Source organism: Nocardia sp. NPDC047648 (assembly GCF_040642815.1).
GTDB lineage: Bacteria > Actinomycetota > Actinomycetes > Mycobacteriales > Mycobacteriaceae > Nocardia > Nocardia gamkensis.
Genome location: NZ_JBEYSX010000004.1, coordinates 321875 through 335572, shown reverse-complemented (window position 1 = coordinate 335572; position 13698 = coordinate 321875). Strand labels below are relative to the sequence as shown.

At 65.2% G+C, this 13698-nt stretch carries 11 protein-coding genes; 4 read left to right on the top strand and 7 right to left on the bottom strand.

What is annotated here, in order from left to right:
- Positions 1-56: 56 nt before the first annotated feature.
- Positions 57-1517, top strand: a complete 1461-nt coding sequence (locus ABZ803_RS12595; protein WP_357036108.1) for a HEPN domain-containing protein — start codon at positions 57-59, stop codon at positions 1515-1517.
- Between the two features lie 1628 nt (positions 1518-3145).
- Here the strand turns inward: ABZ803_RS12595 and ABZ803_RS12590 are convergent.
- The 4 genes from ABZ803_RS12590 to ABZ803_RS12575 all read right to left on the bottom strand — a co-directional run bounded on the left by ABZ803_RS12590 (position 3146) and on the right by ABZ803_RS12575 (position 6378).
- Positions 3146-3817 carry a hypothetical protein gene (locus tag ABZ803_RS12590; protein WP_357036106.1) on the bottom strand — a complete coding sequence of 224 codons (672 nt, stop codon included), beginning with the start codon at positions 3815-3817 and terminating at the stop codon, positions 3146-3148.
- On the bottom strand, positions 3808-4224 hold the full coding sequence (locus tag ABZ803_RS12585) for a hypothetical protein (protein ID WP_357036103.1): 417 nt from the start codon (positions 4222-4224) through the stop codon (positions 3808-3810). The genes ABZ803_RS12590 and ABZ803_RS12585 overlap by 10 nt, the downstream gene beginning before the upstream one ends.
- Before the next feature lie 38 nt (positions 4225-4262).
- A complete protein-coding gene (gene ychF, locus ABZ803_RS12580; RefSeq protein ID WP_357036100.1) occupies positions 4263-5360 on the bottom strand; it encodes a redox-regulated ATPase YchF in 1098 nt (365 codons plus the stop codon).
- 94 nt (positions 5361-5454) lie between these two features.
- The gene (locus ABZ803_RS12575) at positions 5455-6378 is read right to left on the bottom strand and encodes a zinc-binding dehydrogenase (protein WP_357036097.1); all 924 of its coding nucleotides are present in this window, start codon (positions 6376-6378) and stop codon (positions 5455-5457) included.
- Positions 6379-6749: 371 nt separating this feature from the next.
- Between ABZ803_RS12575 and ABZ803_RS12570 the strand changes: the two genes are divergently transcribed.
- Together ABZ803_RS12570 and ABZ803_RS12565 are read left to right on the top strand one after the other, a co-directional pair.
- On the top strand, positions 6750-7586 hold the full coding sequence (locus ABZ803_RS12570; RefSeq protein ID WP_357036095.1) for a helix-turn-helix domain-containing protein: 837 nt from the start codon (positions 6750-6752) through the stop codon (positions 7584-7586).
- Positions 7587-7596: 10 nt separating this feature from the next.
- Positions 7597-8013, top strand: coding sequence for a VOC family protein (locus tag ABZ803_RS12565; RefSeq protein WP_357036092.1), 417 nt, complete (start codon positions 7597-7599; stop codon positions 8011-8013).
- 79 nt (positions 8014-8092) lie between these two features.
- On the opposite strand, the gene ABZ803_RS12560 is transcribed toward ABZ803_RS12565, so the two are convergent.
- From ABZ803_RS12560 to ABZ803_RS12550, 3 genes are all read right to left on the bottom strand, one after another.
- The gene (locus ABZ803_RS12560) at positions 8093-8917 is read right to left on the bottom strand and encodes a carbohydrate ABC transporter permease (protein ID WP_357036366.1); all 825 of its coding nucleotides are present in this window, start codon (positions 8915-8917) and stop codon (positions 8093-8095) included.
- Positions 8918-8997: 80 nt separating this feature from the next.
- Positions 8998-9873, bottom strand: coding sequence for a sugar ABC transporter permease (locus ABZ803_RS12555; RefSeq protein ID WP_357036363.1), 876 nt, complete (start codon positions 9871-9873; stop codon positions 8998-9000).
- Between the two features lie 50 nt (positions 9874-9923).
- Entirely contained in the window at positions 9924-11234 is a 1311-nt protein-coding gene (locus ABZ803_RS12550) for a sugar ABC transporter substrate-binding protein (protein ID WP_357036089.1), read from the bottom strand.
- Between the two features lie 203 nt (positions 11235-11437).
- On the opposite strand from ABZ803_RS12550, the gene ABZ803_RS12545 reads away from it, so the two are divergent.
- Positions 11438-13696 carry a carbon starvation CstA family protein gene (locus ABZ803_RS12545; protein ID WP_357036086.1) on the top strand — a complete coding sequence of 753 codons (2259 nt, stop codon included), beginning with the start codon at positions 11438-11440 and terminating at the stop codon, positions 13694-13696.
- Positions 13697-13698 lie beyond the last annotated feature (2 nt).

Sequence of the window (13698 nt, the reverse complement as noted above, 5' to 3'; positions counted from 1 at the left end):
GGGGCCGGCCAGGCGGGTTGGAGATTGGTCGGCTATCCATCGCTACTCTCATGCGGATGAGGCAGTGTGATGCGCAGCGGATTAGAGGGTGGTTCTTCCTGCCCGAGGCCCCGGACAACAGGGTTCCCGGCATCCTTGTATGGGAGCCGTCTGATGGCGCGAAATTGGAGTTGATCGGCGGCTTCTCGCCACAGCCGGAGTATCAGCTGACCCCAGACGGCAAGGGCGAGATGACCAACCAGCTCGTGGGCGATATCCGCTCCGGAACCATCTACGGCGAGTCGAACTCCGGGCAGAAGCTGTCGATCTGGGACGCTCAGCGCACCACCTACTCAGCAGGTCTGCAAGGTCGTGTACACGAGGAGTCGTGGGAGTCGACCTGGGTGTGCGTCGGTGCACATGTACCTAGCCCCCAGCAGGATCAGTTCTCCAGCGCGGCACTCGTACTAGACGATCTTTACTACCTGACAGATGATGGTCGCTTCTGCCCTCCGCAGTGGGTGAAGATCGAGGGTGTCGATAGTCCCGGCAAGCGGCTCGAGAACGGTACCCTGCTGATGCCGTACGCGCTCCCGATAGTCGGCGGATACCGAGCCGAATGCGTTGTAGGGGAGACTGACGAAGCCCGGTACTCCGTGGACACCAAGGCAACTCGCCCGTTTCTTAGCCCTGCGACCCAAGCTATGCCTGACCTGATGCTTGAGCTCATGACGAAGCGTCGGAGGCATGGGCCTGTGATCGAACTGCGCGTTGACGCAAGTGTCTGCATCCGGCTACCTCAAGATGCCGCAGGAAGTGCAGCCAAATTCGTCGACTGCATGGCGCCGGTGACCGATTTGCTCAGACTGGCGACATTCAGCCCATGCGGTATCGAGGCGATCGCGCTGAATACCATCGACGATGGTGAAGCCTTTCTGTTGTCGAGCCTCGGTGAACCCGCTCGCCCTGATGAGACACACCAGCCCGCACACACGGTCTTCACCTTCGCCGACGTCTCCCTAGATTCGTACTTGAAGACCCGCCAGCGCCTCACGGAACAGCGACAAGCTGGCTACGCATGGAACGTGGCGATCGGCCTCTGCGGATACTCCTCGCGGTACGTCGAGGAGTATGTCAGCCAATCGCTTGCAGCTGCTGAAGGCTTCCACCTCTGGTGCCTTGACGGCGCTCCAAATGCAAAACTCAACGAACGGCTCAGACAGCTGCATGAGCGACTTGATGCAGAGCTGCAGACCCAAGTCGCGCTCGATGCGGAAAAGTGGATCGACTGGGCCGTATGGGCCCGCAACCATGTGGCTCACGGCGGCACGAAGCGTCAGCGCATCATCAACGACAGCATGGAAGTCGTTGCGATCGCTGAATCGGTCCACCTCGTGACATATCTGGTTGTCCTGCAAGAGCTCGGCGTGCCCGTCGAGAAGATCCGCGACGCACTTAGGAATCATCCTCGCCTACGTGTAATGGCGGCCAAATCCTCAGTCGTCAATCAAATCGAACAACAGATCTCCCCGCCGTGAGGCTCGAACGAAGTGGTTCCTCCGGCGATCCGAAGGCCCAATAGACACCTTGACCAGCGAGTTCGCGACCTTGCGGCCTACTTCTTCGCAGACGCTAATCCGCTGCGGAACTCGACCGCTATCGACTCCCATCGCTGCACGTCAAACGCCCTACTCGGGGCCCGACTCGCGTTCCGAAGCCGAATAACCTATGCACGCAACCCACCGATCCGGCCGATGCCGGCAGCGACCCGAGACCGCGCCTCTGGGCAATGGCGTCGCAGCCGGTGCGGACCAGTTCCGGCGCGTACCCGAGATCATGCAACCAAGCCGCGGAAACCAAATACTCCGGATCGTCAACTATTCTGGCCGTTCGACATGCCTGCTCACCGACGCCCTGGACATGCCTCCCTCGACGGTCGAGCTCAGCCAATCATGTGCGCGAGATCTGCTGAGCCCAATCGACGACGCAACTAGTCATAGGGCCACGGTAGATGCGTTTTGCGTTGGCGCACTAACATACGCCGTCATCGCTCGAACCACACCGGCAATACCCGGGACAGGGAGACCTGCGGGATTGTGGCGCGCAGGTCTCCCTGTAATCAGGGTCAGCGGCCGGCGGGATTGACCTCGGCGGTGGAGATCGAACCGCGGCGACAACGCCGCATGACCGCGCGAATCGCAACCGGCGAGCATATGGCTACCCCGCCGATACAGATACCGGTGCCGAGCAGACTCGCCAAGGTGAAAACGACCGCAATGCTGGTGCCTAGTACAACAGCCACGACGATGCCGACTGTAAGAATCAGATGCTCTGCGCGACGAGTACGATCGTCATCGTCGAGAATCCAGCAGATATGCGAACGACGCGGGGCAGAAGGACGACGAGGTGAGGACACGAGTTCTCCCAGGAAGGATCCTCGGCCGCGTCGGTCGTTCGATCGTCTGATCCCGATCGACTCTGCTGCCGCTTACAACCGCAGTCCTGCTGCGGCCACTCTCCCTGGTACTCCTGAGCGACTACGGGCGGTCCTGGCGAACCGGTGTTCCACCCACGCTCCGCGTCAGACGACAGACGCGCTATCTCAAGTTTATCCGACCGCGTGGACCTTCGCTTTCCGACAGGGGCGGGCCGCTGTAGCGGCCACGGTAAACTCGCCGACCGCGGTCGTCACGCGTCCATGAGAGCTGCAATTGCCCTCCGACTTGCCACTCATCTGCCCAGCGGTGCAAATTCTTCTCACCTGCGCGGCCACCGAACGCTTTCGCGACTTGATTGCTGTCGATGCAGAACCCACGATGACCGTCTGCAGTATCGACGCAAGTCCATAGAGCGAATCGTGAGGCACCGTCCGGGGTGCGCTGCGGGCTTCCGTTGTGGTCCGTGCGTAATGCGACATACGGGTTGGTGACGATCGTTCCGACGTACCAGGTGCCAGGTTCCGGAAACTTCCAGGGCGGCGCGTGGTGTGGATCGAACAGAATGTCGGTCTCAGAGAAAGTATCCATGCCGCCCTCACATCGATTGACCATGATCGACAACTGAAGTCTAGACCAGACTACTTCACCCTGCCCCCCAAAATTCTTGATCGCCACCCAAGTCGGCGCTTTGAGCCAAGCGCGAATCCGCTGCAGAACTCAACAGTGATTCAATCTTCCGCAGGCAACTCCGCCCGAACCCGGGAATCGATCTGCTCGATAAGTCGGATCAGCCCATTAACAAGGTCGCCCGTAATTGGTCGATCGGCTTTATGCCCGTGGACAAGCGCGTTACGAAGACGTTGAAACGCTCTCACGCTACCCAAATGGTCATCGTCCAGGTATCCCGCAGAAATCAGCTCAGAGACAAGGCTGATGGCATTCGGACTATATTTTAGCCCCAGCTGTTTCACCAACCGAGCAAGCTTCCACTCGAGAACAACATAGGCAGAGACGAAAGCGGATGTCGGGGCCTTGTCCAGGATTATTTTGGCCTCCGCCAAGCGCTTCGCCATTTCCGACTCATCATCGAGCGCTTGGAGGTCAGGGCGCAAGAAGATGATCTCGAAGTCCCATCCGGGCAGGCCATGAACTGCCGACCTCATCTCAGCAATCAGCGCCTTTTCGTCTTCAGAGATGCCAGCCCCCTTCCGCTGGACAACTTTGAAAACTATCCCACCCTGGCCAAACTCGTCCACCGCGATGGCGTCGAACCGCATCTTCGAGAGCTCCCCGGGCAGGGCGGGAACATCAGGCGGGAAGTAGACCCTCCACGCTCCGCTATCCGGCAATCGATTGAAATGATTTAATACCGCAGACTGCACAGCCGAATCTATATCCACGGTAGCTCCCTCTTATCCATTGCGACTGCGATTGCCACGTACACAAAGGGCTCTCCCATACCGAGCGGTTCTATGATACACTCCGGCGGGTTCTTAAAAGCAATTTCCTCCGAGATATCCCGGCGGCTACCAGATAAATCCTGAATCATTGCATCGTCGAGGATGACCTCAGGATATATTCCATCGAGAATCGGCTTTAGCATATTGTCCATATCCAACGTCTCAGTAAGATGAAAAAATACGACTGAGACGGAAACCGTATCCAAGCACGGAAACATGGAGGAGTGCAATCCATTAGTGGCGCACTCGCGTACCTTCTGTTTCCACTTGGCCTTCCCCGGGCCTTTTGCCTGCAACGACCTTGGCGTTCCAGGCACCACAAAGTCCCAAATTATGCGATCCCCCATGGGCACTCCAGCCGGGCAGGCGCCGGGTACCGCTCGACCTACTTCTTGCCCCCAGACGCTAATCCGCTGCGGAACTCGACCACGTCGCCGTCCACCATGACGTAGTCCTTGCCTTCCATACGCACCTTGCCCGCGGCTTTGGCTGCGGCCATGGAACCCGCTTCGACCAGGTCGTTGTAGGCGACGACCTCTGCTTTGATGAAGCCGCGTTCGAAGTCGGTGTGGATGACGCCTGCGGCCTTGGGGGCGGTGTCGCCCTGGTGGATGGTCCAGGCGCGGGCTTCTTTCGGGCCCGCGGTCAGGTAGGTCTGGAGGCCGAGGGTGTGGAAGCCTGCGCGGGCCAGGGCGTGCAGGCCGGGTTCGGTCTGGCCGATGGATTCGAGGAGTTCGAGGGCGGATTCCTCGTCGAGTTCCAGCAGTTCGGCTTCCACCTTGGCATCGAGGAAGACCGCGTCGGCCGGGGCGACGGAAGCTTTCAGCTCGGCTACCTTCGCCTCGTCGGTGAGCACCGACTCGTCGGCGTTGAAGACGTAGAGGAAGGGCTTGGTGGTGAGCAGCGAGAGTTCCTTCAGCAGCTCGGTGTCCACCTTGCCCGCCGCGGCGAACAGGGTGGTGCCGTTGTCGAGGATCTCCTGCGCGGCCTTGGCGGCATCGGCGACCGGTTTGCGGTCCTTCTTGACCTTGGCTTCCTTCTCCAACCGCACGACCGCCTTCTCCAGGGTCTGCAGGTCGGCGAGGATGAGCTCGGTCTCGATCACCTCGATGTCGGCGCTCGGGTCGACGCGACCGTCGACGTGCACCACGTCGTCGTCGGCGAACACCCGCACCACCTGGCAGATGGCGTCGGCCTCACGAATGTTGGCGAGGAACTTGTTGCCCAAGCCCGCGCCCTCCGAGGCGCCCTTCACGATGCCGGCGATGTCGACGAACGACACGGTGGCGGGCACGATCCGCTCGGACGAGAAGATCTCCGCCAGCTTGTTCAGCCTCGGATCGGGCAGCGGGACCACGCCGACGTTCGGCTCGATCGTCGCGAAGGGGTAGTTCGCGGCGAGCACGTCGTTCTTGGTCAACGCGTTGAACAGCGTCGACTTCCCGACGTTCGGCAGGCCGACAATTCCGAGGGTGAGACTCACGAGGAGCAGAGTCTACCCTCCCCCACGAGCGGCACATGGCGGCGAGGTCTTCTCGACCTCTGCCGCCGGCCATGTGCCGCTCGCGAAGCCCGCGTCAGGGGATGAGGACGACTTTGCCGAGGTTGGCGCGATGCTCGACGGCGGCGTGGGCGGCGGCCGCTTCCTCGAGGGGGAATTCGGCGTGCACGGCGGGGCGCAGTTGGCCGGAGGCGAAGTACTGCCACAGCTCTTGACGCCAGTGCTCGTACAGGTCGGGCTGTTTCTGCGCGATGCGGGCCATTTGGAAGCCGATGACGGATTTCGCGCCCACGAGCAGGTCGTATGCCTGGATGACGCCGCCGCCGGAGCTGTAGGCGACCAGGCGGCCGCCGGGGGCCAGGGCCGCGAGCGCGGGCGTCAGGAGGTCGCCGCCGACCGCGTCGAGCACGTAGTCGGCGGGAGGTCCCCAGGTCTGTCGGCCGTACTCGACCACGTCGTCGGCTCCGAGCTGCTGGACGAAGTCGGCCTTCGCGAGATCCGACACCGCGCCCACCACCCGCGCCGCGCCGCGCACCCGTGCGAGCTGGACGGCGAGATGGCCGACACCGCTCGCGGCGGCGGTGATCAGCGCGGACTCGCCCTCCTGCGCAGACGCGGCATGGAGCGCACCGAGCGCCACCAAGCCGCTGCGCACCAGCGCGACCGCGTCCACCGCCGACGCTCCGTCGGGAATCGGCGACGCCATGTCCGCCGACAGCACCGCGTAGTCCGCGTAACCGTGCCCGAAGACGAGGCCGGTCACGCGGTAGCCGGGCGCGTACCGCTCGACGCCCTCACCGACCGCGACCACCTCGCCCGCGACCTCGCCGCCCAACGCGATAGGTTCGCGCTGCTCACGGACCTTCCGCACCACCGGCAGGGTCACCCCGACCGCCTCGACACGAACCAGCAGTTCCCCTGGTCCGGGCGTCGGCACCTCGGCCGAGACGAGCTCGAGCACCTCGGGACCACCGCTGCGCTCGTACTGCACCCGCCGCATCACACCTCCAGAAATCGTTAGAAGGCGTAACGGTAGCCGGATCGCGACGGGTGATCACAGTCCACTACACGCTGTAGTGGTACATCTCACCAGCGCCCGGAACCGGTGGAGAGCTGCCCGACACCAGGGACCAAGCACTGGCAGGCCACCCGGTCACGGCGGTGGTCCGCATGCGCTGCCCGACCATCCCGCGCTGCGATCGTCCGCGTGCCACAGCTCACGACCATGCGGCAGAAGGCTCCCAGCGCATCCGCGTCGACATGGCCACCTGCCTGCTCCACACGGCAACCGCCGAAACGGCGATCCGCGCGCACGTCGACGTCGCGAACCGAGCGGGCCAGGTGTCGGTCCCCGGGCGTAGCGTGTCCCGTATGGAGCCGACCACGGAGGTGGTGACGGCGCGTCCGGCGCCCGTGCTCGCCGCGTTCATCGACCGCTATATCGGGTATCGCATGTCCGGGTTCGCGGCGGCGACCCATCGTGGGTTGCCTTCGCGGCACATGACTTTCATCGTGGGGATCGGCCCGACGATCGACGTCGTCGAGCAGACCGATCCGCGACAGTCTCCGCGGAACTACCGGTGCGTGTTGAGCGGCCTACAGGCGAGCACGGCGCTGATCGCGCACGACGGTCACCAGGAGGGCGTGGCCGTGGCGCTCACGCCACTCGGTTGCCGCACCTTGTTCGGCATGCCCGCGGCCGCGCTGTGGGACACGTCGGTCGAATTGTCCGACGTCGTGGGTCCTGTCGGCCTCGAGCTGTGGGAACGGTTGCAGTCCGCGCCGAGCTGGCCGGAACGTTTCGCCGTGTGCGATCGGGTGCTCTGCGCGCTCGCCGATCCCGGCCGCGCGGTGCGTTCGGAACTCAGCTGGGCCTGGCGCGCCGTGGTCGGTTCCGGCGGCGCGATCGCGGTCGGCCCGCTGGCCGAGAAGATCGGGTGGAGCAGGCAGCATCTGACGCGGCGGTTCAATCGCGAGTTCGGTCTGAGCCCGAAGCTCGCGGCCCGGATCACGCGTTTCGAACGAGCCCGCCGCATGCTCGCGCACACGCCCTCCTACGTCACCATCGCCCAGGTGGCCGCCGCGTGCGGCTATTACGACCAGGCCCATCTGGACCGCGACTTCGCCGACCTCGCCGGGACGAGCCCGACCGTCTGGCTCGCCGAGGAGGTTCCATCCGTCCAAGCCGCCGACGAGTCCGCCGGATGACGATTGATCCATGACGAATCCGACAGAAACCAGCACCCGCACCGCCGTCTGGCCCGCGCTGACCTTCCGCGATGCCCGCGCCATGACCACCTTCCTCGTCGAGGCGTTCGGCTTCCGGGAAGCCGCGCTGTACACCCGCGAGGACGACCCGTCGATCGTGGAGCACGCGGAACTGCGCTGGCCGCTCGGCGGCGGCGTCATGTTCGGATCGGCGGGCAAGGACGACAGCCCGTTCGGCACCCGCCCGACCGGCACCGACTCTGTCTATCTGGTCTGCGAGGAGCCCGACGCCTTGTTCGCCCGCGCGACCGCCGCGGGCGCCGAAGTGGTCCGCGACCTGCGCGACGAGGATTACGGCTCGCGCGGCTTCACGGTCCGCGACCCGGAGGGCAACCTCTGGAGCTTCGGCACCTATTGGGGCGCTTGATCGGCGAGGCCGACGACGCCCGGCCGCTACCCGACCGCGGGGCCTTGCCGAGGCGCCGCGGCAGCGGGCGAGGTCCTGCTCAACGCCCGCCGAGCCCCGACATCGCGATGCCACGGATGAACGCGCGCTGCGCGATCGCGTAGATCACCAGCAGCGGAACCAGGATGACGATCGCGGCGGCCATGAGGATCGGCCACTGGGTGTGGTACTGGCCTTGCAGCCGGATCAGGCCCAGTGTCGCGGTGGCGACGTCCTCGCGCTGGATCATGACCAACGGCCAGAGGAAGTCGTTCCACACGGTGATCCAGGTGAGCACGGCGAGCACCATCAGCGCCGGACGGGTATGCGGCAGCAGGACCCGCCAGTAGACCTGCCAGGTGTTGCAGCCGTCGAGGATGGCTGCCTCCTCCAATTCGTCGGGCAGCGTGCGGAAGAACTGCCGCATCAGATACGTGCCGAACGCGCTGCCGAACAGGCCGGGAACGATCATCGCCCACGGGGTGTCCACCCAGCCGAACGCCCGCATCAGCAGGAACTGCGGGATCACCGTCACGGTCAGCGGCACCATCAGCGTCGCGAGGTAGGCGAGGAACAATATGTCCCGCCCGCGAAAACGGAGGCGCGCGAACGCGTAACCGGCCAGCGAGCAGAAAAAGACCTGCCCCGCCGTCACACACAGCGCGTAGACCGTGGTGTTGAGCAGCATCCGCCCCATCGGCAGCAGTTCGAAGACCTTCCCGTAGTTCGACCATTGCGGCCGCTGCGGGAGAAAGGCCGCGTCGGCGATCTCACCGTCCCGCTTCAGCGAGCCCGACATCGCCCACAGGATCGGCAGCAGCGCGCACCACGCGATGCCCACCAGCACCGCGTATATCGCGGTCCCGCGCAGCAGCCGCCGCACGATCGCCCGGTCGACCCGGCCGAACGAGACGCCCGCGCGGTCGCGCCGGACCGGCAGTGCGCGCCGCACCACCTCGTAGGTATTCACTGTTCCACCTCCGAACGCCGGGCCAGCCGCAGCTGCACCAGGGTCAGCAGGAACAGCATCGCGAAGATCACCCAGGCGAGCGCGGAGGCGTAACCCACCTCGTAGAAGCCGAACGCGTGCTGGAACAGCATGATCCCCAGGAGGTACGTACCCGTCTCCGGTCCCCCGTTCCCGCCGGTCAGCGCGTAGGCCTGGTCGAATGCCTGCACCGAATTGATGATCGTGATGATGAAGACGAACGACAACGGCCCTCGGATCAGCGGCAGCGTGATCGCGAAGAACCGCCGCAGCGCACCGGCTCCGTCGATCTTCGCGGCCTCGTAGAGCGTCTCCGGCACGCCCTGCATGGCGGCGAGCAGAATGACCGTCGCGAACGGCACGCTCTTCCACACGGTGACGATGCTGAGCGAGACCAGCGCCCAGTCGGGGTCGGTCAGCCACGGCACCGCGCCGATGCCGAGCCCGCCCAGCGCCAGATTCAGCAGCCCGTCGTCGGTGAACAGGAACCGCCACACCACGGCCATGGCGACCGCCGAGGCGACCAACGGCAGAAACGCGATGGTCCGAAACAGGCCGATACCGGCCAGCTTTCGATTCAGCGCGGCGGCGACGACCAGTCCGATGCCCACCGTCGGCACCAAGGTCGATACGGTGAAAACCGCCGTGTTGCGCAATGCGATGAGAAACAACGGGTCCGAACCGAACAGCCGCCGGTAGTTGTCCACACCGACAAAGCGCATGGGGCTGAACAAGTCCCACGAATGAAAACTCAGATAGAGCGAAAATCCCAACGGGAACAACAAGAAAATCGCGACGGCCGCCACGTTGGGCGCGACGAATGCCCACCCGGCCCGCTCTCGACGCCGCGCCAGCCGGGAGGCCACACCTCTTTTGCCCGAAGTTTGCGACCTTTGCGCGCCGGTCACGGCGTGTCCAGCAGCGCGTCGACGTCGGAGGCGAAACGCCCGTCCAAGGACGCGGCGGTGGCGGCGCCGCGCAGCACCCGGTTGGAGCCGCGTTCGAGCAGGGCGGACACCTTGCCCCACGCGGGCGTCACCGGCAGCGGACGGGAGCTGGCCGGGCCGTCGGTGAACACCTCGAGATTGCCGATCTCGCGGTGCGCGGCGGCGAAACCCGGTGAACCCATGGCCGATTTCAGCACCGGAACGAACAGCCCGGACGCGGCGATGATCGCCTGCCCCACCGGCCCGGTCGCGAACTTCACGAACTCCCAGGCCTGCTCGACGCGCGGACTGTCCGCGGCGATGGCCAGGCCGGTACTGCCGACGTCGGTGATGGCGCCGGGACCGCCGTGCGGTCCGACCGGCAGCACCGTGACGTCGATCGCGAGATCGTCGTGCCCGGCGAATTCGGAGTACAACCAGTGCCCGCCCAATGCCATCGCCGCCCGGCCCCGCCGGAACAGGTCGGGCGCCGAAACGGAGAGCGTGTCGGCGGCTTTCGGCGCCACGCGGTGGCGTACGGCGAGATCGGCGTAGAACTGGAACCCTTCGGCGAAGCGCGGATCGCCGAGGTTGGTCCTGGTCGGGCGGACCGAGGGCGAGAACCATTCGGCGCCGTTGTTCATGCCGAAGCAGGCCGCCGAGAAGTACGGCACCCAGGCGTCGGCGAAACCCCACCGGGTCCGTCCGGACGAGTCGCGCCTGGTCAACGCCGTGGCCGCGGACAGGAACTCGTCGAACGTCCAGGCGTCCCGCCAGCGTGCGGGTGGGGTGATCCCGGCCTCCTCGAACAGTGTCCGGTTGTAGTACAGGAACACGCCGGACCACTGTTCGGGCAGGGCGTACTGCCCGCCCGCGTAAGCGAAGGTGTCATACAGCGCCGGGTAGCTGTCTGCTTTCAGCTCGGCTGCGTAGCGGGGGTCGCGATCCAGCAGCGTGTTCAGATCCAGCAGGACGCCGCGCTCGGCCAGCCCGGAATAGAGCAGCTCCCACGCCATCAGCACGTCCGGGCACTTACCGCCCGCGCAGTAGGTGAGCATCTGCTGCAACGGATCCGGCCCCGAGACGATGGTGCGAATCCGGATGTCCGGGTGCGATTTCCGGAACTCGTCGATGATCTTCAGCCGCACCCGCGCCTCTTCCGGCCTGGCCTGGAAGAAGAAGGTCAGCGCGTCGTCATCGGAACCGCAGCCGCCGGCCAGCAGCGGCGCGGCCAGCGCCGACCCGAGCAGCGTCCGGCGACGGACCCGGGCGACGGGATTCGCACGCAACACAGCCCTCCTCCAGGGCGGATGTGGAGCTTCTCGAACCGCATGGCAGCATACGTCCGGCAATCACCTGGTGACGGCCGACACATGAACAATATTTCACGGTGCCCGCCCGGCGTCCGGAATCGGCACGACGGCGATCATCGATCGGATACGTTGTCACGTGTTTCAGCAAGATCCTGCGCGTTTTACAGGAGAGAAGGCAGATGGCGACAATCGAATATCTGCGGACCGATCCCGATCTGCCGCCCGTCGGCGTGGTCGACAAGTCCCCGATCACACCGGCCAAGAAATTGATCTTCGGCGGGATCGCCGTACTCGGCGCCATAGCCTGGGCGGTGCTCGCCATCTCGCGGGGCGAATCGGTGAACGCGGTGTGGATCGTGATCGCGGCGGTGTCCACCTACATCATCGCGTATCGGTTCTACGCCAGGTTCATCGAACGCAAGATCGTCGAACCACGTGACGACCTGGCCACGCCCGCCGAGATCCTGGAGAACGGCAAGGACTACATGCCGATGGACCGGCGGGTGCTCTACGGGCACCATTTCGCCGCCATCGCGGGCGCGGGTCCGCTGGTCGGGCCGGTGCTGGCCGCGCAGATGGGCTACCTGCCGGGGACCATCTGGATCGTGGTCGGCGTGGTACTGGCCGGCGCGGTGCAGGACTACCTGGTGCTGTGGGTTTCGATGAAGCGGCGCGGCCGCAGCCTCGGGCAGATGGCCAGGGACGAGCTGGGGGTGATCGGCGGCTGGTCGGCCATCGTCGGCGTGCTGGTGATCATGATGATCCTGCTGGCGGTGCTCGCTCTGGTGGTGGTCAACGCGCTCGCGCACAGCCCCTGGGGCGTCTTCTCGATCGGCATGACCATTCCGATCGCGCTGTTCATGGGCGTGTACCTGCGGTTCCTGCGGCCGGGCAAGGTCGGCGAGGTCTCCGTGATCGGATTCGCGCTGCTGCTGCTGGCCATCGTGAGCGGCGGTTGGGTGTCGGAAACCGACTGGGGCGCGGACTGGTTCACGCTCTCGCCGGTGACCATCTCGTGGCTGCTGATCGCCTACGGCTTCGTCGCCTCGGTACTTCCGGTGTGGCTGCTGCTCGCGCCGCGTGACTACCTGTCGACGTTCATGAAGGTCGGCACCATCGGGCTGCTCGCGGTGGGCATCCTCGTCACGCTGCCGGTGCTGCACGCCCCCGCGGTCTCGTCGTTCGCGTCCACCGGCACCGGGCCTGCCTTCGCGGGCTCGCTGTTCCCCTTCCTGTTCATCACCATCGCCTGCGGCGCGCTGAGCGGGTTCCACGCACTGGTCTCCTCCGGCACCACGCCGAAGCTGCTGGAGAAGGAGTCGCACGCCCGGATGATCGGCTACGGCGGCATGCTGATGGAGTCGTTCGTCGCGGTCATGGCCATCATCACCGCTTCGATCATCGACCAGCACCTGTACTTCGCGATGAACGCGCCGCTCGGCCTCACCGGCGGCACCGCGGAGAAGGCCGCGGCCTACACCAACAGCCTCGGGCTCAGCGGTCCCGCGGTCACTCCGGCGGAGCTGAGCCAGGCGGCGAGCGACGTGGGCGAATCGTCGATCATCTCTCGCACGGGCGGCGCGCCGACGCTGGCGGTCGGCATCTCGGAGGTGTTCCACCAGTTCCTCGGCGGCGCGAGCATGAAGTCGTTCTGGTATCACTTCGCGATCATGTTCGAGGCGCTGTTCATCCTCACCACGATCGACGCGGGCACCCGGGTGGCGCGGTTCATGCTCTCGGACGCGCTGGGCAACTTCGGCGGGGCGGCGAAGAAGTTCCGTGATCCGTCCTGGCGGGTGGGCGCGTGGCTGTGCTCCGCCATCGTGGTCGCGGCATGGGGTTCGATCCTGCTGATGGGCGTCACCGACCCGCTGGGCGGCATCAACACGCTGTTCCCGCTGTTCGGCATCGCCAACCAGTTGCTCGCGGCCATCGCGTTGACCGTGGTACTGGTGATCGTGGTGAAGAAGGGCCTCACGAAATGGGCCTGGGTGCCCGGTATTCCGCTGGTCTGGGACCTGCTGGTGACCATGACGGCATCGTGGCAGAAGATCTTCTCCGCCGACCCGAAGCTCGGCTACTGGAAGCAGCACAGCATCTGCCAGGCCGCGCAGGACGCCGGGAAGTTGTGCCTGACGGCGAAGACGCAGGACGATATGACCGCGATCGTGCGCAACACCTTCATCCAGGGCACGTTGTCGATCGTGTTCGCGGTGCTGGTGCTGATCGTCGCGGTGGTCGGCGGGTTGGTCGCCTACCGCGCCTGGCGCTCCGGCGAGACGAAGACCACCGAGACGCCGGAGGAGCCGTCGAAGATCTTCGCGCCCAGCGGTTTCGTCGCCACCGCGGCGGAGAGGGAAGTGCAGAAGCAGTGGGACGAGTTGATCGCGACCGGAAAGGTGCGCGCTCCCGGCGCGGCACACGTCCACGCGCAATGAGC